General features: G+C 62.1%; 17 protein-coding genes and 1 tRNA gene. 5 read left to right on the top strand and 13 right to left on the bottom strand.

Translation table 11 applies throughout. The annotated features are described in order from the left end of the window. Positions 1 to 107: 107 nt before the first annotated feature. Positions 108 to 371, bottom strand: coding sequence for a cell division protein CrgA (gene crgA, locus RE4_RS13700; RefSeq protein WP_019746229.1), 264 nt, complete (start codon positions 369 to 371; stop codon positions 108 to 110). Between the two features lie 102 nt (positions 372 to 473). On the opposite strand from crgA, the gene RE4_RS13695 reads away from it, so the two are divergent. Continuing rightward, entirely contained in the window at positions 474 to 1,187 is a 714-nt protein-coding gene (locus tag RE4_RS13695) for a DUF881 domain-containing protein (protein ID WP_020967993.1), read from the top strand. 22 nt (positions 1,188 to 1,209) lie between these two features. Beyond that, positions 1,210 to 1,875, top strand: coding sequence for an aminodeoxychorismate/anthranilate synthase component II (locus RE4_RS13690; protein WP_003942537.1), 666 nt, complete (start codon positions 1,210 to 1,212; stop codon positions 1,873 to 1,875). 57 nt (positions 1,876 to 1,932) lie between these two features. Here the strand turns inward: RE4_RS13690 and pknB are convergent, their stop codons facing one another. The 7 genes from pknB to RE4_RS13655 form a co-directional block, all read right to left on the bottom strand. Beyond that, positions 1,933 to 3,858 carry a Stk1 family PASTA domain-containing Ser/Thr kinase gene (gene pknB, locus RE4_RS13685; RefSeq protein WP_019746231.1) on the bottom strand — a complete coding sequence of 642 codons (1,926 nt, stop codon included), beginning with the start codon at positions 3,856 to 3,858 and terminating at the stop codon, positions 1,933 to 1,935. After that, positions 3,855 to 5,213 carry a protein kinase domain-containing protein gene (locus RE4_RS13680; protein WP_019746232.1) on the bottom strand — a complete coding sequence of 453 codons (1,359 nt, stop codon included), beginning with the start codon at positions 5,211 to 5,213 and terminating at the stop codon, positions 3,855 to 3,857. The genes pknB and RE4_RS13680 overlap by 4 nt, the downstream gene beginning before the upstream one ends. A 3-nt stretch (positions 5,214 to 5,216) precedes the next feature. Next, on the bottom strand, positions 5,217 to 6,683 hold the full coding sequence (locus RE4_RS13675; protein ID WP_007735774.1) for a peptidoglycan D,D-transpeptidase FtsI family protein: 1,467 nt from the start codon (positions 6,681 to 6,683) through the stop codon (positions 5,217 to 5,219). After that, entirely contained in the window at positions 6,680 to 8,131 is a 1,452-nt protein-coding gene (locus RE4_RS13670) for an FtsW/RodA/SpoVE family cell cycle protein (RefSeq protein WP_003943414.1), read from the bottom strand. Before RE4_RS13670 ends, RE4_RS13675 begins: the two co-directional genes overlap by 4 nt. Further along, the gene (locus RE4_RS13665; protein WP_003943416.1) at positions 8,131 to 9,555 is read right to left on the bottom strand and encodes a PP2C family protein-serine/threonine phosphatase; all 1,425 of its coding nucleotides are present in this window, start codon (positions 9,553 to 9,555) and stop codon (positions 8,131 to 8,133) included. Before RE4_RS13665 ends, RE4_RS13670 begins: the two co-directional genes overlap by 1 nt. Further along, positions 9,552 to 10,016 (bottom strand): FHA domain-containing protein FhaB/FipA, encoded by a 465-nt coding sequence (locus tag RE4_RS13660; protein ID WP_003943418.1) that lies wholly within the window; start codon positions 10,014 to 10,016, stop codon positions 9,552 to 9,554. Before RE4_RS13660 ends, RE4_RS13665 begins: the two co-directional genes overlap by 4 nt. A gap of 186 nt (positions 10,017 to 10,202) precedes the next feature. After that, the gene (locus tag RE4_RS13655) at positions 10,203 to 11,621 is read right to left on the bottom strand and encodes an FHA domain-containing protein (RefSeq protein ID WP_060938745.1); all 1,419 of its coding nucleotides are present in this window, start codon (positions 11,619 to 11,621) and stop codon (positions 10,203 to 10,205) included. Between the two features lie 254 nt (positions 11,622 to 11,875). On the opposite strand from RE4_RS13655, the gene RE4_RS13650 reads away from it, so the two are divergent. After that, positions 11,876 to 11,961, top strand: a tRNA-Leu gene (locus RE4_RS13650). Between the two features lie 53 nt (positions 11,962 to 12,014). On the opposite strand, the gene RE4_RS13645 is transcribed toward RE4_RS13650, so the two are convergent. Beyond that, positions 12,015 to 12,356, bottom strand: coding sequence for a hypothetical protein (locus RE4_RS13645; RefSeq protein WP_060938787.1), 342 nt, complete (start codon positions 12,354 to 12,356; stop codon positions 12,015 to 12,017). 1,383 nt (positions 12,357 to 13,739) lie between these two features. Here RE4_RS13645 and RE4_RS13635 point away from each other — a divergent pair. Then, complete coding sequence (locus tag RE4_RS13635) at positions 13,740 to 14,636, top strand: toll/interleukin-1 receptor domain-containing protein (RefSeq protein ID WP_158630206.1); 897 nt, start codon at positions 13,740 to 13,742, stop codon at positions 14,634 to 14,636. Between the two features lie 522 nt (positions 14,637 to 15,158). Here the strand turns inward: RE4_RS13635 and RE4_RS13625 are convergent. Together RE4_RS13625 and RE4_RS13620 are read right to left on the bottom strand one after the other, a co-directional pair. Continuing rightward, the gene (locus RE4_RS13625; RefSeq protein WP_060938741.1) at positions 15,159 to 16,118 is read right to left on the bottom strand and encodes a caspase family protein; all 960 of its coding nucleotides are present in this window, start codon (positions 16,116 to 16,118) and stop codon (positions 15,159 to 15,161) included. Next, positions 16,115 to 16,531: a TIR domain-containing protein gene (locus RE4_RS13620; RefSeq protein WP_024488225.1), complete on the bottom strand. Its 417-nt coding sequence runs from the start codon at positions 16,529 to 16,531 to the stop codon at positions 16,115 to 16,117. Before RE4_RS13620 ends, RE4_RS13625 begins: the two co-directional genes overlap by 4 nt. Positions 16,532 to 16,929: 398 nt before the next feature. Between RE4_RS13620 and RE4_RS13615 the strand changes: the two genes are divergently transcribed. Continuing rightward, entirely contained in the window at positions 16,930 to 17,727 is a 798-nt protein-coding gene (locus RE4_RS13615; RefSeq protein ID WP_127159951.1) for a DUF6338 family protein, read from the top strand. A 546-nt stretch (positions 17,728 to 18,273) separates the two neighbouring features. Here the strand turns inward: RE4_RS13615 and RE4_RS13610 are convergent. Together RE4_RS13610 and RE4_RS13605 are read right to left on the bottom strand one after the other, a co-directional pair. Further along, on the bottom strand, positions 18,274 to 18,555 hold the full coding sequence (locus RE4_RS13610; RefSeq protein ID WP_060938740.1) for a hypothetical protein: 282 nt from the start codon (positions 18,553 to 18,555) through the stop codon (positions 18,274 to 18,276). Further along, positions 18,555 to 19,538 (bottom strand): caspase family protein, encoded by a 984-nt coding sequence (locus tag RE4_RS13605; protein ID WP_024488227.1) that lies wholly within the window; start codon positions 19,536 to 19,538, stop codon positions 18,555 to 18,557. The genes RE4_RS13610 and RE4_RS13605 overlap by 1 nt, the downstream gene beginning before the upstream one ends.

The following is a 19,538-nucleotide window of genomic DNA, read 5'->3' as shown; positions in this document are numbered from 1 at the left end:
GTGGATAACTTCCTAGGTTGTCCACAGGAGTTATCCACAATGGGGATGAATGACACCCATGTAATTGAGAGACGGTCACGATTCGAGCCGAATCAGATAATCGCTGGTCAGCGCCATCTCATGGTCATCACAAGGCCCACAACCATGAAGCCGAAGCCGACGAGGAAGTTATAGTTTCCCAAGTCGTTCATCCACGTGATCGAATCCGCGGCCAAGTAGTACACAATCAACCACGCCAGGCCGAGAAGCATAAATCCGAGCATCACGGAGACGTACAGCGTGCTCGACGGACCCATCTTCACCTTCACCGGAGTGCGGTTTGCTGGGTTGACTGTGTAGTCGTTCTTCTTACGGACCTTCGACTTGGGCATGGCGTCCTCGCTCTACGGTGTGACCTGCATGTGTTACCTACACGCTAACGTAGCTGTGTCCAGTTGGTCACCGGCCGACCTGCACAATCCGGGAGGAGCCACGTGTCTTCGGGTGAATCTTCACGAACCGTCTGGCACATCGGTGTACTTGCCGTCTGCCTGGTAGCCGGTCTGATGGTCGCCACGGCGCAGAGATCCGCCGAGGAAAATCAGCTGCAGGTCACCGAAAGCACCAGGCTCTCCGATCTGGTCCGCAGCGCCCAGGCCAACGCCGAAAAAGTTTCGGCCGACCGGGACGAACTTGCCGCTCAGCTCGATTCGCTGCAGGAAGACGCCGCTCGGTCCGACGCCGGCGTGGCCGCCGCTCTCGGTGACATCAAGAACATCTCCGCCGACGCGGGACTGACGGAGATGACCGGCCCCGGCGTCGTGGTCACCATGACGGACGCCCCGCGCAACGCCGACGGCAAGTATCCGGTCGACGCCACCCCGGACGACCTCGTCGTGCATCAGCAGGACGTCCAGAGCGTGCTGAACGCACTGTGGGCCGGCGGGGCCGAAGCGGTGGGCATGCAGGACCAACGGATCATCAGTACGTCGGCGCCGCGGTGCATCGGAAACACCCTCCTTCTTCACGGCCGTACCTACAGCCCGCCGTACGTGATGAGTGCGATCGGCGATGTTGCGCGCCTCGAGGCGGCACTCGCTGCCGAACCGGGCATTCGGATCTACAAGCAGTACGCGACCCGCTTCGGCCTCGGGTACACGCAGGCGACACCGTCGCAGATCACGGTCCCCGCCTATACCGGCGGATAGCACGGGCGTTTACCCTGCTCTCATGAGGATTCTCGTCGTCGACAACTACGACAGCTTTGTGTTCAACCTGGTGCAGTACCTCGGCCAGCTCGGAACCGAAGCCGTGGTCTGGCGCAACGACGATCCACAACTGACGGCAGACCTCGAGGGTGCAGTAGCTCAGTTCGACGGCATTCTCCTGAGCCCTGGCCCCGGAACTCCGCAGCGCGCGGGAGCGACGATGGATCTGGTGAAGGTCTGCGCCGACACCAAGACCCCGCTGCTCGGCGTCTGCCTCGGACATCAGGCGATCGGTGCGGCTTTCGGCGGAACCGTCGACCGCGCACCCGAACTGCTTCACGGCAAGACGAGTCTGGTTCACCACAAGGACGTCGGCGTCCTGGCCGGGCTGCCCGATCCGTTCACCGCTACCCGCTACCACTCGCTGACGGTTCTCGAGGACACCATTCCCGAGGAACTCGAGGTGACCGCACACACCGAGAGCGGCGTCGTGATGGCGATGCGTCACCGCGAACTGCCGATTCACGGCGTCCAGTTCCACCCCGAGTCCGTTCTCACTCAGGGTGGGCACCGGATGCTCGCGAACTGGCTCGCAGTCTGCGGTGAGGCGCCCCCGGAAGGGCTCGTCGCAGCCCTCGAGGCCGAGGTCGCGTCGGCGCTCGGTGGCGCATTGCCCGCAATTCTCTGACACCTGTCCACAAAAAAGTGCCTCCCGGAAATCTCCGGGAGGCACTTTTTCACTTTGCTAGCGGCCGGGGATTCCGAGCGCTCCGACGCTGACGGTGATGACCGCGTCCTTGGAGATCTCCGAGCCCGGAGGCTGCGTCTGCGAGACGATCTTGCCCACCATTTCGGGGGTGAGCGTCGTGCTCTGGTTCTGCACCAGCTGCGATGCAGTTCCCGCCCAGCCGGCTGCGCGAAGCGTGGTCAACGCCTCGGACACCGTCTTGTTGGTCAGATCAGGCATCGCGACCTGGTTGCCGTTGGACACTCGCAGCGTCACGGTCGAACCCTTGGTGGCCGACGTGCCGCCGGTCGGGTCGGTCGAAACGACCTGTCCCTTCGGCAGTCCCGAATCGATCTCCGTGATCTGGACGACGAACCCGGCACCTTCGATGTTGGGCCTCGCCACCTCTTCACGCTGACCGGTCACATCCGGGACACGAACCTGCTCCGGACCGGTGCCGACAGTGATCGAGACCGCGGAATCGAGAACAACCGACACTCCGACGGCCGGATCCTGATTGACGATCTTGTCGACCTCGGCAATGGTCGACGCGGCCTTGCCGATTGTCGGATCGAGTCGGAGTCCGACGGAGTTGAGCTTCTTCTCGGCGTCGTCCTGGCTCAGCCCGGTCAGGCGTGGGATCGCGACCTGCTCGGGGCCGGTGGACACGTCGATGGTGACGGTGCTGCCCTTCTCGATGCGCACCCCGGCAACCGGACGCGTCGTGATGACGTTTCCGGCGGCGATCACCTTGTCCGTCTTCTGCTGACGCTCCACCTGGAATCCGGCGTTGGTCAGCGTCGCCTCGGCGACATCAGCGGGCTGGTTGGTGAGGTCACCCGGAACGGTCACCATCTCGACCTTCGGCGAGTTCACCCGAATGAGGAAGAACGTCACCAGTCCGATCACCAGAAGCGCCGCGATGCCCATCAGGGCGTAGCGTCCGCCCTTCTTCTTGGCAGGCGGCTCGGCAGCGCGAGTTGTCCGTGCAGGAACCGGCTCGACCGGATCAGGAGCAGTGCGGTAGTTCCCGGTGTCGGAGCCGACGGCGCCGAGGATGGTGGTGCGGTCCTCGTCGTTCATCACCATCGGCGCACTCGGACGCTGACCGCCCAGAACGCGTACCAAGTCGCTGCGCATGTCGCCGGCGCTCTGGTAGCGGTTGGCCGGGTTCTTGCTCATCGCCTTGAGAATGATCGAATCCAGCTCGCGCGGAATGTCGGGATTGATCTCCGACGGCGTCTGCGGATCCTCACGAACATGCTGGTACGCCACGGCGACCGGTGAATCACCCTTGAACGGCGGCTCGCCCGTCAGAATCTCGAACAGCACACAACCGAGTGAGTAGACGTCCGAACGTGCGTCCACCTGCTCACCTCGCGCCTGCTCCGGCGAGAGGTACTGAGCGGTGCCGATCACGGCGGCCGTCTGCGTCATCGGGCTCGACGCGTCGGAAATGGCACGGGCGATACCGAAGTCCATCACCTTCACGGCGCCGGCACGGTTGATCATGATGTTGGCGGGCTTGACGTCGCGGTGCACGATGCCGTTGCGGTGGCTGAAGTCCAAAGCGGCGCACACGTCCGCGATCACTTCCATCGCCTTGCGCGGAGTCATCGGCCCGGTGCTGCGCACGATGTCACGCAACGTGTCGCCGTCGACGTACTCCATGACGATGTACGGCAGCGGTCCGGCGTCGGTCTCGGCTTCACCGGTGTCGTAGACGGCCACGATCGCCGGATGGTTCAGCGCGGCAGCGTTCTGCGCCTCACGACGGAACCGCAAGTAGAACGTGGGATCGCGCGCGAGGTCTGCACGCAGCACCTTGATCGCGACGTCGCGGCTGAGTCGGAGGTCGCGCGCCAGGTGAACCTCGGACATTCCGCCGAAGCCGAGAATCTCACCCAGCTCGTAGCGGGAGGAGAGATTGCGGGGTGTCGTCATTGGTCTTGTCCTAGCGGTTCTTCAGCGTCTCCGGGATCCGCCAACGGCTCAGTGGTCGTTGTGGTCGTCGTTGTCGTCGTGGTGGTGGTTGTGGTCGTCGGAGTTGTTGTTGTCGTGGTCGGAGTTGTCGTGGTGGTTGTCGGCTCGGTCGTGGTTGTCGTCGGCCGAGTCGTCGTTGTTGTCGGCTCGGTGGTCGTCGTCGTCGGCCGAGTCGTCGTCGTGGTGGGCTTGGTCGTCGTCGTGGTCGGCAACGTCGTGGACGTGACGACGGGCGGCGTCGGGTCGCTCGGACCGTCGGTCGCGATCCAGACTCCGCCGATGATCAACGCCAACAAGATCAATCCGCCGCCGGCCCATGCCACGGCCTTCTGCCCACTGGTCATTCCGCCGGCTGCCGCGTCGTCCGCAACAGCTGCGCCCGTCACCGGGCCCGCGTACGTCGGCGGCATGACCTGCGTGGCACCCGTAGCCGGCAACGCGCTCGCGGCACCGGTGGCGAGCAGACCGGGCGGCGGTGGACGCCTCCCTGCCCGAACGGCTGCAACGGCGTCGGCGAACTCACCGCCACTGGCGTAGCGGCCGGCCGGATCCTTGGTCAACGTGATGTCGATGAGCTCGCGGATGTTCGGCGGCAGGTCGGCCGGCATCGGCGCCGGGGTTTCCTGCACGTGCTTCATCGCGACGGTCAGCGCGCCGTCACCGGTGAACGGGCGTCGACCCGAAAGTGCTTCGTATCCGACGATTCCCAACGAGTACACGTCACTCGCCGCGGTCGCGTCCTGACCGAGAGCCTGCTCGGGCGCGATGTACTGGGCGGTGCCCATCACCATTCCCGTACGCGTGACAGGAGAGTTCTCGACGGCCTTGGCGATGCCGAAGTCCGTGATCTTCACCTGGCCCGTCGGCGTGATGAGGATGTTGCCCGGCTTCACGTCGCGGTGCACGACACCGGCGTCGTGTGCGACCTGCAGGGCGCGGCCGGTCTGCTCGAGCATGTCGAGGGCATGCGGAACCGCCAGGCGGCCGACGCGTGCCAGGACGGCGTTGAGCGGCTCACCGTTGACGAGTTCCATCACCAGGTACGCCGTGGAATCGCCCGAGCTGTCACGGGTCTCGCCGTAGTCGTAGATTCCGGCGATACCGGGATGGTTGAGCTGCGCGGTGGTGCGGGCCTCGAAGCGGAAGCGCTCCAAGAACTCCGGATCGGAAGAGAACTCGGACTTGAGTACCTTGACGGCGACGCGACGGTTGAGCCGGGAGTCGGTGGCTTCCCACACCTGACCCATCCCACCGGTGGCGATGAGACGGATCAATCGGTAACGATCGGCGATCAAAGCGCCGTTGTTCAACGCCACGGTTCAGCCCCCTTGGATTCCGGCTGCGATGACTGCACGACCGATCGGCGCAGCAACCGAGCCACCGGTAGCGGCAAGTCCGCGGTCACCACCGTTCTCGACGATGACGGCCACGGCGACCGTCGGATTCTGCGCCGGTGCAAAAGCGATGTACCAGGCGTGCGGCGGAGTTTCCCGCGGGTTCACGCCGTGCTCGGCGGTACCGGTCTTGGACGCGATCTGAACCCCGGGAATCTTGCCGTCGCCGCCGGTGAAGTTCTCCGAGCCGATCATCAGATCAGTCAGCGTTGCCGCCACTGCCGGCGAGATCGCCTGACCCATCGACACCGGTGACGGCGTACTGAGATCGGTCAGATCCGGTGCCTGCAACTGGGAGATCAGGTTGGGCTGCATCCGCACACCACCGTTGGCGACGGTAGCGGCGATCACTGCGTTCTCGAGCGGGGTCACCGCGACGTCGCGCTGGCCGATACTGGTCTGGCCGAGAGCCGCGTCGTCGGAGATGTCGCCGACGGTGCTGTCAGCGACCGGCAGCGGGATCGCCGGAGTGTTGGGCCCGATGCCGAAAGCGCTGGCCTCGTCCTTGATGGCGTCCGCGCCGTCCTTGATGCCCAGTTCGACGAAAGCCGTGTTGCACGAGCGCGCAAACGCGTCGCGCAACGACGCCGTCGGGTTGGGGCCGCAGGTGCTGCCGTTGTAGTTCTCGAGGGTCGTGCTGGTGCCGGGCAGCGTGATCTGCGGAGCCGCGGTCAGCTGGTCGTCCGGCGTCGCACCGTTGCCCAGAGCTGCGGCCGTGGTGAGCACCTTGAACGTCGAGCCGGGAGGGTAGGTCTGCGAAATAGCGCGGTTGACCAACGGATCGTTGGGATCGGCATTGAGCTCGTCCCACGCCTTGGTGGTCTCGGCACCGTCGTGGCTGGCAAGCAGGTTCGGGTCGTAGCTCGGCGTGCTGACCATCGTCAGGATGCGTCCGGTGCTCGGCTCGATCGCGACGACGGAACCGGTGTAACCCTTGCTGGTCAGCTGGTCGTACGCCACCTGCTGCATCGCCGGATTGAGCGTCGTGACGACGTTGCCGCCGCGCGGATCGCGTCCGGACACCAGGTCGAAGAAGCGCTGACTGAACAGCCGGTTGTCCGAGCCGTTGAGAATCGGGTCCTCGGTGCGCTCGAGGCCGGCGCTGCCGTACTGCATCGAGTAAAAGCCCGTGACCGGTGCGTACGGGTACGGATTCGGATACTCGCGCAGGTACTTGTACCGGTCGTCTGTGGCGCGGGAGGCGGCAAGCACCTGACCGGAAGCCGAGATCTGACCTCGCTGGCGTGAGTACTCGTCGAGCAGCACCCGCGAGTTGCGCGGGTCGGCTCGCAGGTCGTCAGCCTTGATGACCTGTACGTACGTGGCGTTGGCGAGGAGCGCGACGACCATCACCATGACGGCCATCGCGACGCGGCGCAGTGGAGTGTTCATACGCGCGGCATCATCTCGGTATTGGCGTCAGCGATTGGGGGCGGACCTTTCTTCTTCGTCACTACCGGCGCACGAGCCGCGTCCGAGATCCGGACGAGGATGGCCAGCAGTAGGTAGTTCGCGAGCAGCGACGAGCCGCCGTACGACATGAACGGTGTTGTCAGACCCGTCAGCGGGATCAGCTTGGTGACGCCGCCGACGACGACAAAGATCTGGATCGCGATGGTGAACGACAGACCGGCGGCCAGCAGCTTGCCGAAGCTGTCGCGCACCGCCAACGCCGTACGCAGGCCGCGCACGATGAGAAGCAGGAACAGCATCAGCACAGCGGCCAGGCCGATCAAGCCGAGCTCTTCGCCGATGGTCGCGATGATGAAGTCCGTCTTCGCGAACGGCACCTGGTTGGGCCGGCCACTGCCCAGACCTGTTCCGGCGATACCACCGGTGGCCAGGCCGAACAGCGATTGCGAGATCTGATAACCGGTGTTGGCGTAGTCGCCGAGCGGGTCCAGCCAGGTGTCGACGCGCACGCGTACGTGGCCGAACATCTTGTAGGCGAAGAAGAATCCGATGGCGAGCAGTCCGCCGCCGATCACCAGCCAGCCCACACGTTCGGTCGCGATGTAGAGCATCACCAGCACGGTGCTGAAGAGCAGCAACGACGTACCGAGGTCGGTTTCGAAGACGAGCACACCCACCGAGACGATCCAGGCGAGCAGGATCGGGCCCAGGTCGCGGGCACGCGGAAAGTCCATGCCCAGGAAGTGTTTACCGGCCGAGGTGAACAGGTCGCGCTTGGCGACGAGCACCGACGCGAAGAAGATGATGAGCAGGATCTTCGCGAACTCACCTGGCTGAATGCTGAATCCGGGCAGGCGAATCCAGATTTTTGCGCCGTTCACGCTCGAGAACTTCGCCGGCAGGATCGCGGGAATCGCCAGGAACACCAGACCTGCGAGGCCGAGCGTGTAGCTGAACCGCGCCATCAGGCGGTAGTCCTTCAAGAACACGAGCAGCAGCACGAAACCGGTGATCGCCAGTGCAGTCCACATGACCTGCTGGTTCGCATCCGGTGACGGTGCCTCGACGCCGTTGTAGAGCGCAGTCTGTTCGTCGGCGAGGTCGAGTCGGTGGATGAGCACCAACCCGAGGCCGTTGAGCAGGGCGACGATCGGGAGCAACAGCGGATCGGCGTACGGCGCATACCGCCGAATTGCCAAGTGCGCGATCAGGAACAAGCCCGTGTACGCAAGCGCGTACTTGGCCAGATCGAGAGTGATCTTCTGTTCCTGGCTCGCCTCGACGAGCAGAAGCGAGACCGTCGTGATGATGACGGCAAAGCCCAGGAGCAGCAGCTCCACGTTTCGGCGGGTCGACTGGACCGGCGCCGGGGCAAAACCTCCGGGCGGACTCGGAAAAGCCGTCCCCGCAGCTGCGTTGGACGACATCAGTTGACCGTCCTGCAAGTCTGACCGGGAATGTCGGTCGGCGTAGGCGTAGTCGTGGGTGCTGCCGTCGTCGGCGTGGCCGGCTCAGCGGGCGGCGCAGGAGCCGGAGTGGTCTCCGGTGCCGGCGGGGGAGTGGGCGCGGCCGTCGTCGTCGGAACCGGCTCACAACGAGGCAGCAGATCGCCGCCGATGAGACGGATCATCTGGCTCTGCGCATCCTCACGCTTGCCGGACGGCAGCCCGGCGCGCACCTGCTCCTGCGCCGACGGCTGCAGATCCGTCACTTCGAGGATGTTGCAGTTGCTGGGAATCGCGTCGGGGGAGACGAGGGTGAGGACGTCGTCGTCGCCGACGCAACCCACCAGATCCGCGTCCTGCAGCGAGTAGCCGAGCACCGAACCGGGGATTCCGCGCAACACCGTCACGCGGCCGTTGTCTTCGCCGACGTAGTAGTTGTTGCGGATGACGGCGCGGCCGATCACGGCGCCGACGCCGACCAGTGCGATCAGCACCACGGCGAGGACCACCCACCACAGCCGGTTCCGCTTCTTCTTCGGTTCCGGTTCGGGTTGGGAGACAACTCGCTTGGGCGTCGCGCGCGGCGGACGCATGGCAGCGGCGCGGCCGGCAGCGGTGTTGGGGGGAGGGGCGTCCTCTTCCTCTTCCGTCGACGCGGCGCCCGCGACGATGGGATGCGACTGGCCGTAGTCGAGGTCGATGACATCGGCGACGACGACGGTGACATTGTCGGGACCGCCGCTGCGCAGCGCCAATTCGATGAGACGGTCGGCGCACTGCTCCTGCGAGCCCTCGCGCATCGTGTTCTCGATGGTCTCGTCGCTGACCACGTCGGAGAGGCCGTCGGAGCAGAGCAGGTAGCGATCGCCGGCGCGGGCTTCGCGCACGGTGAGCGTCGGCTCGATCTCGTTGCCGGTCAACGCCCGCATGATCAGGGATCGCTGCGGGTGCGTGTGTGCCTGTTCGGCGGTGATCCTGCCCTCGTCGACCAACGACTGCACGAAAGTGTCGTCGCGGGTGATCTGCGTCAGGTGGTCGTCGCGCAGAAGGTAGGCGCGCGAGTCGCCGATGTGCACGAGGCCGAGCTTGCTGCCGGAGAAGAGGATCGCGGTGAGCGTGGTGCCCATGCCGTCGAGTTCGGGTTCTTCCTCGACGTGATCGGCGATGGAATCGTTGCCCTCGCGGGTGGCTGCCTCGAGCTTGCCGAGCAGATCCTCGCCGGGCTCGTCGTCGTCGAGATGCGCCAGGGCGGCAATCATCAACTGCGACGCGACCTCACCGGCCGCGTGTCCGCCCATGCCGTCGGCCAAAGCCAACAGGCGTGCACCGGCGTACACGGAATCTTCGTTGTTGGAGCGCACGAGACCGCGGTCGCTGCGCGCCGCGTAGCGGAGAACAAGGGTCACGGGCGTAGCTCGATTACCGTCTTGCCGACGCGAACCGGAGTGCCCAGCGGCACGCGCACCGCAGTGGTGACCTTGGCGCGGTCCAGATAGGTGCCGTTGGTCGAACCGAGATCCTCGACGTACCAATCAGCTCCGCGCTGCGAGAGCCGCGCATGGCGCGTCGACGCGTAATCGTCGGTGAGAACGAGCGTCGAATCGTCGGCGCGGCCGATCATGACTGGCTGAGAACCCAGGGTGATGCGGGTGCCGGCGAGGGCGCCCTGCGTGACCACCAGGTACCGAGGCACCTTCGCCTTGCCCAACGAGGGCAGGACCTTTCCGGCGCGGGTGTACCGCGGCGGAACCCTGACCCCGGAGCCGGCATAGATGTCGGAGCGGAGAGTGCGGAGGACTGCCCAGACGAACAGCCACAGTAGGAGCAGGAAGCCCGCCCGTGTGAGTTGCAGAATCAGGCCCTGCACGGCTGTCCACCTCCTTCTATGGCTCGAGCCCCGCCGCAGCGGGGTTCGAGCATTGTCGACTGGCAGCATCATAGGGGGCTCTGGGCCCCGAAGATCACGATACTGACAGCCGCGTGACGGCGGCGCGCCGACGGACCGCCGAATGTTCGATTGTTATCGGAAAAATCCTGGCGTCCGTTTCTCAGCTCAGAGAATGCGAACCAGAATCTCCGAGTGACCTGCACGAATGATGTCGCCGTCTGCCAGCTGCCAGTCCTGGACCGGTGCTCCGTTGACGGTGGTGCCGTTCGTGGATCCCAGATCGGACAGCATCGCGGTGCGGCCGTCCCAACGGATGTCGATGTGGCGACGTGAGACGCCCGTGTCCGGGAGGCGGAACTGAGCTTCCTGGCCACGGCCGATGACATTGCTGCCGTCGCGAAGCTGGAAGTGCCGTCCGCTGCCGTCCTCGAGCTGCAGGGTTGCCGTCAAGCTCTGGGCCGTCGGTGCGTAACCGCCCTGCGGCTGGGCGTAGCCCTGCTGCGGGTAGGCCTGCGTCTGCTCGAAGTTGCCGCCCTGCTCGTAGCCGGCCTGCTCGTACGGCTGCTGTGTGTACGCCTGCTGGTCGTAGCCGCCCGGCTGGTAGCTCTGCTGGTCGTAGCCCGGCTGATCGTAGGACTGGCCGTTGTACGGCTGCTGGTAACCCTGCTGGTCGTAACCGCCCTGCTGGTAGCCCTGCTGGTCGTACCCACCCTGGTACGCCTGCTGGCCGTAGCCCTGCTGGTCGTACGGCTGCTGCTGGTAACCCTGCTGGTCGTAACCGCCGCCCTGCTGGTCATAGCTCTGCTGGTCGTAACCGGCCTGCTCGTACGGCTGCTGCTGGTTCGGGTACGCCTGCTGGTCGTAGCCACCCTGCTGCTGGTTGTAGCCCTGCTGGTCGTCGCCCGTGCGGTAACCGTCGCCGCGGTCGTAACCGTTCTGATACGGCGCTTCCTGGCCCTGCGGAGCGGCGTAACCGCCGTCGTCGTGGGAGTACCCGTTCCGTGCCGGCTGCTGCGGTTCGGGCTGGCGACCCGCCGGTTCGCGGCTTGGTTCGTAGCCTGAGTTCTGCGTCATGGGGCCGGCTCCTGGTTGTGACGGGACTGGATTGGAAACAGGGGGAACAATCGGTGCGGGTCGCTGAGGCGGCCGTTGTGGAGGCCGCGACGAAACCTGCGGAACATGCGACGGCGGCGATGCCTGCTCGGCGTCACCATCCGGGTCGACGGTTCCGCGGGTGCGGAACTGACCGGTGTGGAGCGTAGGCGAAGGCTCGAATGTGACCGAGATGTCGCCGTACGTCTGCCAACCCTGATCGCGGATGAAATCCTGCAGGTGTCGGCTGAAAGCTTTGGTCGTCAGTTCGCGATCAGCTGCCAACTCTTCGTGATCGGAGTTGTTGATGGTGATCACGTAGTTGTTGGGGGCGAGAAGGATTCCTCCGCCGAGGTGCTCGACGCGGTCACGTGCCTCCTGCTGGAGCGCCGCCTCTACTTCCTGCGGCACAACACCACCACCGAAGACCCGCGCGAATGCGTCGCCGACAGCTCCTTGGAGCTTTCGTTCGAAACGCTGCACGATGCCCATCGGGCCCTCCTCTCGCCTCGCATCTACGACGGCAAAATGCTCGGCAAGTAGCGCCGGCACCGCCTTGTCGCGTGTCGTCCAAACTGCTGTACAGGTTCCACGGTACTGTCAAATGTCGCTTCGGCAGTACCTGGCCGCTGTTTCAGCATGGTATCGGTTCTGGGCTTTCGGGTGCTCGGTGTTCATCGATTCGTGCTCTGAACTGCACGAATAGAACTTTCAAAGTTTGTCGTGATAATGTTTCGGCGTTGCTCGGGCGAGTGGCGGAATGGCAGACGCGCTGGCTTCAGGTGCCAGTGTCCTTCGGGACGTGGGGGTTCAAGTCCCCCTTCGCCCACCACAAGACGAGGCCACGAACTCACAAGAGTTGGTGGCCTCGTTTTTTGTTGTCGGCTATCTGGCCGCAGCCTGGATGAAGCTCAGAACGAAGTCCAATGCGGTGCCCGCAAACGGGTTGCCGACTGGTTGAGGGGTCGCGGCGGGCGTAGTGATCTGCGGGGTCATCATCCCTGGCGGCAGTGTGCCGGGTGGGAGATTGATGATGGCGTTGATGTCGTAGATGGTGTTGTCGGGGCCGTTGGTCACCGAGAACGAGATACTGCCGAAGTCGGCGACCGGGGTGTCGGCTGATGCAGTACCAACTGCACTGCCGAAGGTGATCGCGGCAGCGAGCGCGCCGACACCGAGGGCCGCGGTGGTTCGGGACAAACGAGTACGCGTTTCGAGTCCATTCACAGATGTGCTCCCTTTCGTGGTGACAGCATCCGTGCAGGGATGCCAAGCAGCCAGGAGATTGCAACCACTATCGAGGAAGATAACGGACATTCACCCCATCGCGGGGTGGTTCGGCACCGGGTGCTTGGACAACGGATCTGAGTCGATTCTCAAGTCGAGTGAGGACTGCGCGCGAGTTTTCGCGTGAACGAAGGCCCTGTATCGACTGGTGAACTCCGAATGATCCATCGCGGCAAGCTGATTGAACGACTCGTTGGCTCTGGGCACCACTTTCGGCGCCGCTACGTCAGGCCTGGCGCCGGCCACGACGCTCTCGTCATCGCGCGCTCCGATCTGTTGTCCACTTGCGAGAAGTGCCTTTCCCGAACCCTGAGGGCGGGGTCTGACATTTCCTGGCCGGACTCTCGTGGCGGCACACGTCGGGCCGCCGGCGCCGGTCAGCACGAGACCCGGTTCAACCGACCGTGGCCGATCGCGAGCGCTCCACCGAATAAGACCGCGCGAATACTACGATAATTCGTACTTACCGTAGTATTCGAATTCCGACGTTGGCGTGTATCACCCGGCGAACCGGATTTCCCACCTGCAGCGGAGGGTTGGGGTCCGGGAGGACGAGAACGCACGGGAGTCTTGATTGAAGAGAGGCCCCGTTGGGATTGGATCAATGTCCGGACCTTCGGTTCCTGCTGAGGCCAGCTTACAAGACGGGCAGGCAAAGCGAAACTACCACCGGATGATCACGTAGGGTCATGTCATTCAATTGGATAAAATTTCTCAGCGGATATTTGTGAATAATCTTCCGGCAGATGAGAATTCTGATCATCTGCGTATGAGACACTCTGCTTCTGGCATTACCTCATCAAGTGACCCACAGGCGACGAGAATCCTTCTGAACTGATCAAGGACATGAAAGGCTCAACTCCTGGCTGGACGTAAACGACACGCGCCGGAACAGGTCATCCGAAAGCTACGCCAGGGCAACGAACTCGTAGATAAAGGCACCGACCGTCGAGGAGATCGCTCGGTCTCAGAAACTGACATGCCATCGATGGTTCCGAATCCGTCTTACTGGCAACACTATTCGTAGTTCTTTCCCCAGAGACTCGCGATTGGCGTCACGAGCCGCCGAGAGGAATTCCACTCGACTCCGCTGCTTCGACTCCTCATGGACACTATCCACTGCGCAGAAATCCAGGTCGGTGGTGTCACCGTCGCAGTGACTGAAGATATGGATCGTTTATGAAATGTGCTTTGGTGAGTTCGGAAATATGGGGACTGGGGCGAATTGAGTGCTGCTCACTGGTTGCTACCGCAACTAAGATTCTCAGAAACCCAGGCTGTTCCCACTACGGTGAGTAGAGACCAGCGATAGGCTCAGTGATTGTGAAGGTTTTCATCAGTCATGCGGCCATCGACGCTCCTATCGCGGCGTACCTGACGGAGTCACTTGGCCGCAACCTCGGACTCACTTTCTTCCTGATGCCAAGGGATTCACCACCAGGCCTTCCATGGATTGACCAGATTAAGCACGGGCTCGATCAGTGCGACGTCCTCTGGTCGATCGTCACGCCGAACTCGGCGGATCGTCCCTGGATCTCTGCTGAGTGGGCATGCTTCTGGTACCAGTCGAAGCCAACAGTGCCGCTACTGGCTGGGGTGGGTTTCGAAATTTTGTGGGAGCCTATGAAGGCTTACCCGTCGGTCACGCTCGACGATGTGACATCAGTGACCCAGTTTCTCAGGTCCGTCGCAGACGAGACCAAATCCCAACCGCAGTCTGGCGTAGTGCCGCTCGCGGCCGAGATTGTTCGCGAGGTGCCCGCGATCCAGCAGCGGCAATTGGTGGCCAACTTGGAGGAGGTATTCGGCAGACTTGGCCGGGACATCCGGAGCGGTACCGACAACATTCGGCAAGAGGACGTTCGAGCTCTTGTCCTAGGCAATCGACTCGACGAGCTGTTGAAGTTGGCCACAAGTCATGAGGCCGTATCGGTGAAGCAGCGCCAGGTGGCGATGGCCCTACTCGAGAGTGGTAGGACTGGTGAAGCCGGAACTCTGGCTAACGTCATTTCAAATCGAGCCGAAGCTCGAACTATTGCAGTTCAGATAGTGCGGCGCATCCTGCGGGGGGCCAGCCTGGAGTCCGAGGAATGGCAGGTTTTGAATAGCCTCTACGACCGGCTCGGGGTTCCCCAGAGGCGCGATGTTCTGTTCGCCATGGAAGAGGCTGGTGTGGCGCCGCTGGGACGATGGGCATCGGGACCCAGACCTGTTAACTGAGGTGCCGCGCGACGATCTTCGCTGACAGGTGACAAATGCCGGGTTCGCACTACTGGCGACGAACTCCCTCAGGCCAGAGAATGCGTATGGTGCGACCAAGTCTCTCAGCATGTGCCACGGCATCTGCGGTTCCACCCAATCCGCGGGCAGGTTCTCCATCCCACACCGCGATTAGTAGGTCGCATCGTTCAGCTATCCAAAGTCCGGCTGCGTCGTACGCTTGCTCGTCTGGTTCAGTGAACGGAAGGTGGGTGACATCTGCGGCGCTTGCGAGTAAGTCCCGATAGTGCTCTTTATCCTCGACTGAGAAGGTGCTTTCATAGCCGGCCGCCGGGACGACTACGTGGAGTTTTCCACCCGCAGCGATGAGTTCATTCGCGAAAATCTGATCAGCACCTGCGGCAAGACTGCTGATACCTATCAGAGGGGGACTTGCCGTGGTGAGCAAGTTCCGAATACCGTGAACCGCAAAGTCGATAGCCTCAGCTGGTATCAGCTGGTGTCCGGTGACCCCGATATTTGTCATAGCTGGTCCGCATCGACGAGATTCCAATAATGCTTTCCAAGAGCGGTCAGCTTGCAACCTGACGAATTCATTGCCGCGTAGTATAAATGGTCCTCACCGACGGGCTCTATCAACCGGCACGCACGCAGCTTCTGAAGCCCAGCGAAGGTCGCCTCGTTCTCGGGATCCCTTGGCTCCTCCGTTGGTTCAAAGGACGGGTCCAATGCGAAAATACTGTGCGGGTTCGGGAACCACGAAGTGAGCTGGCGCAGTACAGGCAGCGGTACCCGAGGGTCACATTTGCGGACATCGTGAAGTCGATCGATGTTCGACTTGAATGTTGGTCGTTGCTCCCAGGCACCGAACGATTCTGATAGGTATGCGTAGAGCCCGGAGACGTTGACATGTCCAAGTACGTCAGCTGCTCCGCCATCGAGGGCACCTTCGAAATACGTAGAAAATTGTCCACGGCCTGCCGCAGTTTCCATCGATACTTGGTCGCCACGACTCGCAGTAAGCACCGACAAACCCTGCGGCAGCACCGCAGCGTCGTCAGTGAGTGCGGGAACAGATGTGGCACCACCGGAGAAGCAGCAATCGAGGATCACGATGACTTCCTTCACCTGACTGGCACGGATTTTCTCAAGGACCTCCACAAACCTCACTCCAGGAGTGTCCTGCGTGCCATCGGACGTCACCAGCGAGACATCCCCTCCTGACGAAGCCCCATGACCAGCAAAGTAGAAGAGTGCGAAATCTGCACCCGGAGCGAGAAGTTCGTCGATTCTTCTCAGTAAGACATCTCGGTGTACCGCGGTCTGATCGTCGCGACCAACTACAAGGCGGCAAGCGAAATTTGGTGAATCGTCTTCGTTGCGCGATAGCAGCGGTTGCAGTGCTGTTGCGTCATTCACACAACCAGCGAGGTGGCCGAACTGAGGGTAGTGGTCGATACCCACCAAAAGTGCCCGCTTCACTGAGCGTTCTTTTTCTCAGTCATCATCTGGTTGACCGCAGCTGCGATAGCAATCCAGTTCCACTCGATAGTCCGATTGCGCTGCAGGCCTACTGGCAGCGCGCTCGAGGTGCTGGCGCCGCCGACATACACACCGAAGATCGGGACGTTCAACGCCGACGCCATAGCGATCTCTTTGGTCACGCCGGTCGCTGAAGCCATGCATTTGCCGACGAGAACGATGAGCATATTGGTCTGGGCGATTTTGGTTTTGATCAGCGCCTCCCATTGATCCTGCGGGAGAGCGGTTTTGCTAGACCAGTCTTGCACCGTGAACGGCGTAGGCGAAGTGCTCTTGGCCTGACCAGCGAACAGCACCTTCTCAGTGGCGTTGTTGTCGAAGTCGAAACTCGCGAAGGCTCTGGGGTCTGCCATATGGTCCTCAGTTCGTCGGTGCGGTAGTGACGCCAAGTGTATTCACTGGCACCGACACAATTTGCTCAACCACACATGTCACGCAGGAGGGTAGGTACAGCTTCGACTCTGTCGATCAAGCGTCAGTGTGATTCACCACCACCCTTCCGACCTCGATCTTGGAATGGATTATTTTCGGGATACGGAGAACCAATCGTTCTTCCGCGATTTGGTGGTGACGGACCAGCCGTGCCAAATGCTTCTGCGAAAACGTGGCAAATAATTCGGAGAGTCAGAATCAATGCCTACGTTCACAAAGAGATCTCGAATCTGAGACAGTCCCTGAGAAGCCGTTCGATTCCTTGAATCAAGCCCGACCAGGGTTGGTCGTCTCTTCCTGGGCGCTATGCTCCCGTTCTATGCCGTCGACATTTCAAGCCCTGGCCGTGGCGCTTCTCGCACTTCTCCCTGGAGCTCTGTATGAACTCGCACGTGAACAACGTTCTGGTCGATGGGGTCTTCGCGGTGCCGATCAGATCTTTCGAATGCTTGGGTTCTCGGTTGCCTTCCAGGTGCTCATTTCTCCACTGACTTATTGGCTCTACTCCCATTACGTGGTGACTGGGCACCTTGCTAGAGGGGAACGGGTGAGTGGATGGGTTTGGGTCCTGCTTATCGCCTATCTTGTGACGCCATTCGCGATCGGTCGATTTACTGCGTGGGGTCACAAGCTTCGTGATGATGCGGTCGGTGCTGCCCCGCTCACATCGCTCACTCGGCGGGGGCGCGTCGTAGAGAGAGTAAAACGATGGTTGAACGCATGGAACGAAGAGAAGTCGAGCTACAACCGGACGACGATCAAACAGATCGCAGTCCGGTCGATCAACCTTTACACAGACATCGCCCCAGCTCCGCGAGCATGGGACTATTTTTGGAGCCGACCCAACCTCAAAGGATGGGTCGTCCTGCACCTCAACAACGATGCATTGATCGGCGCCGTATGGAACGAGTCGTATGCCAGTGGCTACCCAGAATCCGGAGATCTGTATCTCTCCGACCAGCTCGAACTTGACCCTATAAACGGGGCCTTCGTAATGCAGACGACTGATACCGCTGGGAACCCCATCCCGGTCAATGAGCAGTTACCTAAAAGTCTCGGCAAGAACCTGCTGATCAGGTGGGATGAGATTAAATACCTGGACTTCTATCCAGCGTAGGATGAACGAGAGCCAACAAGCATGGGAGGCAAGCTGATGCCACAGAATAAGGGTGCCGATCCGAGCACCTTCGAACGCAAAGGTGGGTACCCCTCGGCGCGTGTTCCACGGAGCGAGATGAAGCCTCCGCCTGCGTCAGCTCAATCCCGCCCCGCCGAACCTTCAAGTTCAAGCGGGCCCTCAAGCAGTTCGAACTAATCTGCGTTCGTACAATCTAAGCGAGTATTCTCGCGTGGCCGTCGTCCATATTTGGGCGGCGGCTTCGTCAGTTCTGGACCTGTTCAGAACAGGACTGTTTCACCGATCCGATCAGTAGTCCCAGGAAGCGATCAATATTTTCAGTCGCTCCCTCGTCGTCTGTCATGTAGACGACGAGGTGTTTCAGGCTGAATTCTGCCGTGGCGGACAGGTTTATGGTCACAGGATTTACGATGCAGATTCCGCGGGCGGCGACACTGAAACTTGCTGTCTCAGAACTGACATGCAATCGTCGGGGCTCGGAGTTAGGACTCGAGTCGCCACTGGTTCACGACGCTTTGGGCGACGTCAGTCGGTGAGCGCTTTGATGACAATTGGTAGGTACCGGCGTACCTGATCCTGGTCGCTCTGCTGCTCTTCAGTAGACAAGTCCGGGTATGGGGTGGCGATCTGCGTGTCCCACCGGGCGACCAGTTCGGCGGGGATCACCAACGCGCCGTCCTCCCGCCGCTCGCCCTGGTCATGGACGTACTGCTGCCAGTGCGCCCACCGTTCGTGCTCTGCCGTCGCTAGGCGCAGCATCAGGTCATCACTCTCGAGAACGCGGCGGATCTGATCGTCGGTGGGCATCAGATCAGGTTCTGCTTTACGAGGTTCCAGTAGTGCTGGCCGAGTACCGTCAACTCGCACGCTGTCGACCTCATCGCGGCATGCCACATGTGCGGGGCGTCGACGGGTCGGACCAAGTTGACTTTGACGAGGTTCTGCAACACGGCGAAGTCCGCCATTTTTGCGGGGTCCGGCGCAGGCACCGATGAGTCTTCGCTGCCAGAGCGTTCGGGCTCGTAGCTCGGGTCCAACGCCAGCTGAGTTGTGGGGTCCTGGAACAGGACTGTGAGCTTCTGGAGCTCAGCCAGCTCGATCGGCGCATCTGTCTCCCGGAGCGAGACGAACTTCTTCACGTTCGTCTTGAACACCGGCCGCTGCGCCCAGTTTCCCAGCGACTGGTCAATGTGCGCATACACGCTGCCGGGGGTTATCGCACCGACGAGGTTGGCGGCAGCGCCGCTGAGCGCGTCGACGAACAAACTGGTGAATACTCCGGACCCGCCGCCTGTCTCCATCGCATACTGCTCGGCAGTTGATGCGGTGAGGATCGTCACCCCATCGGAGATCTCTGCGACCTGCTTCGCGACCGCGCTCGTTCCCGCGATTCCGCCGTGACAGCTGTCGAGGATGATGACCTTGTTCTTCGCTTTGGACTGATTGGCCATCGACATCACTTCGGACAGGGCAAGGCCGTCGTGACCGGACGTGCTGTCGCTCGCACAGAGGAACCCGCCGGTGTCATCGATGTAGCCGTGGCCGGCGAAGTAGAACAACGCGATATCCGCATCATCGTTGAACAGCTCCTCCACCGCCTCGCGCAGCTGCGTGCGGGTGATCCGGGCGGTCGGACCGGTGCCGGTCATCAGCCGCGGGGTGGCGAAGTTGAGGGTGCCGTCAGCGTTGCGCTCCAGGACGCTCTTGACGCTGTAGGCGTCGTTTACTGCTCCGCTGAGTGGGGAGATGTGGTCGTAGTGGTCAATGCCGACGATCAGTGCCTTACGCAT

It is taken from the genome of Rhodococcus erythropolis NBRC 15567 (assembly GCF_001552595.1).
In the GTDB taxonomy this organism is placed as follows: domain Bacteria; phylum Actinomycetota; class Actinomycetes; order Mycobacteriales; family Mycobacteriaceae; genus Rhodococcus_F; species Rhodococcus_F erythropolis.
The sequence above is the reverse complement of the archived record's forward strand: the minus strand, read 5'-3'. Positions and strand labels throughout refer to the sequence as shown.

Coding starts and splice junctions, on each gene's coding strand:
- crgA (WP_019746229.1), bottom strand. CDS start 371: ATGCCCAAGTCGAAGGTCCGTAAGAAGAACGACTACACAGTCAACCCA.
- RE4_RS13690 (WP_003942537.1), top strand. CDS start 1,210: ATGAGGATTCTCGTCGTCGACAACTACGACAGCTTTGTGTTCAACCTG.
- pknB (WP_019746231.1), bottom strand. CDS start 3,858: ATGACGACACCCCGCAATCTCTCCTCCCGCTACGAGCTGGGTGAGATT.
- RE4_RS13675 (WP_007735774.1), bottom strand. CDS start 6,683: ATGAACACTCCACTGCGCCGCGTCGCGATGGCCGTCATGGTGATGGTC.
- RE4_RS13670 (WP_003943414.1), bottom strand. CDS start 8,131: ATGTCGTCCAACGCAGCTGCGGGGACGGCTTTTCCGAGTCCGCCCGGA.
- RE4_RS13655 (WP_060938745.1), bottom strand. CDS start 11,621: ATGGGCATCGTGCAGCGTTTCGAACGAAAGCTCCAAGGAGCTGTCGGC.
- RE4_RS13620 (WP_024488225.1), bottom strand. CDS start 16,531: ATGGCAGACCCCAGAGCCTTCGCGAGTTTCGACTTCGACAACAACGCC.
- RE4_RS13615 (WP_127159951.1), top strand. CDS start 16,930: ATGCCGTCGACATTTCAAGCCCTGGCCGTGGCGCTTCTCGCACTTCTC.
- RE4_RS13610 (WP_060938740.1), bottom strand. CDS start 18,555: ATGCCCACCGACGATCAGATCCGCCGCGTTCTCGAGAGTGATGACCTG.
- RE4_RS13605 (WP_024488227.1), bottom strand. CDS start 19,538: ATGCGTAAGGCACTGATCGTCGGCATTGACCACTACGACCACATCTCC.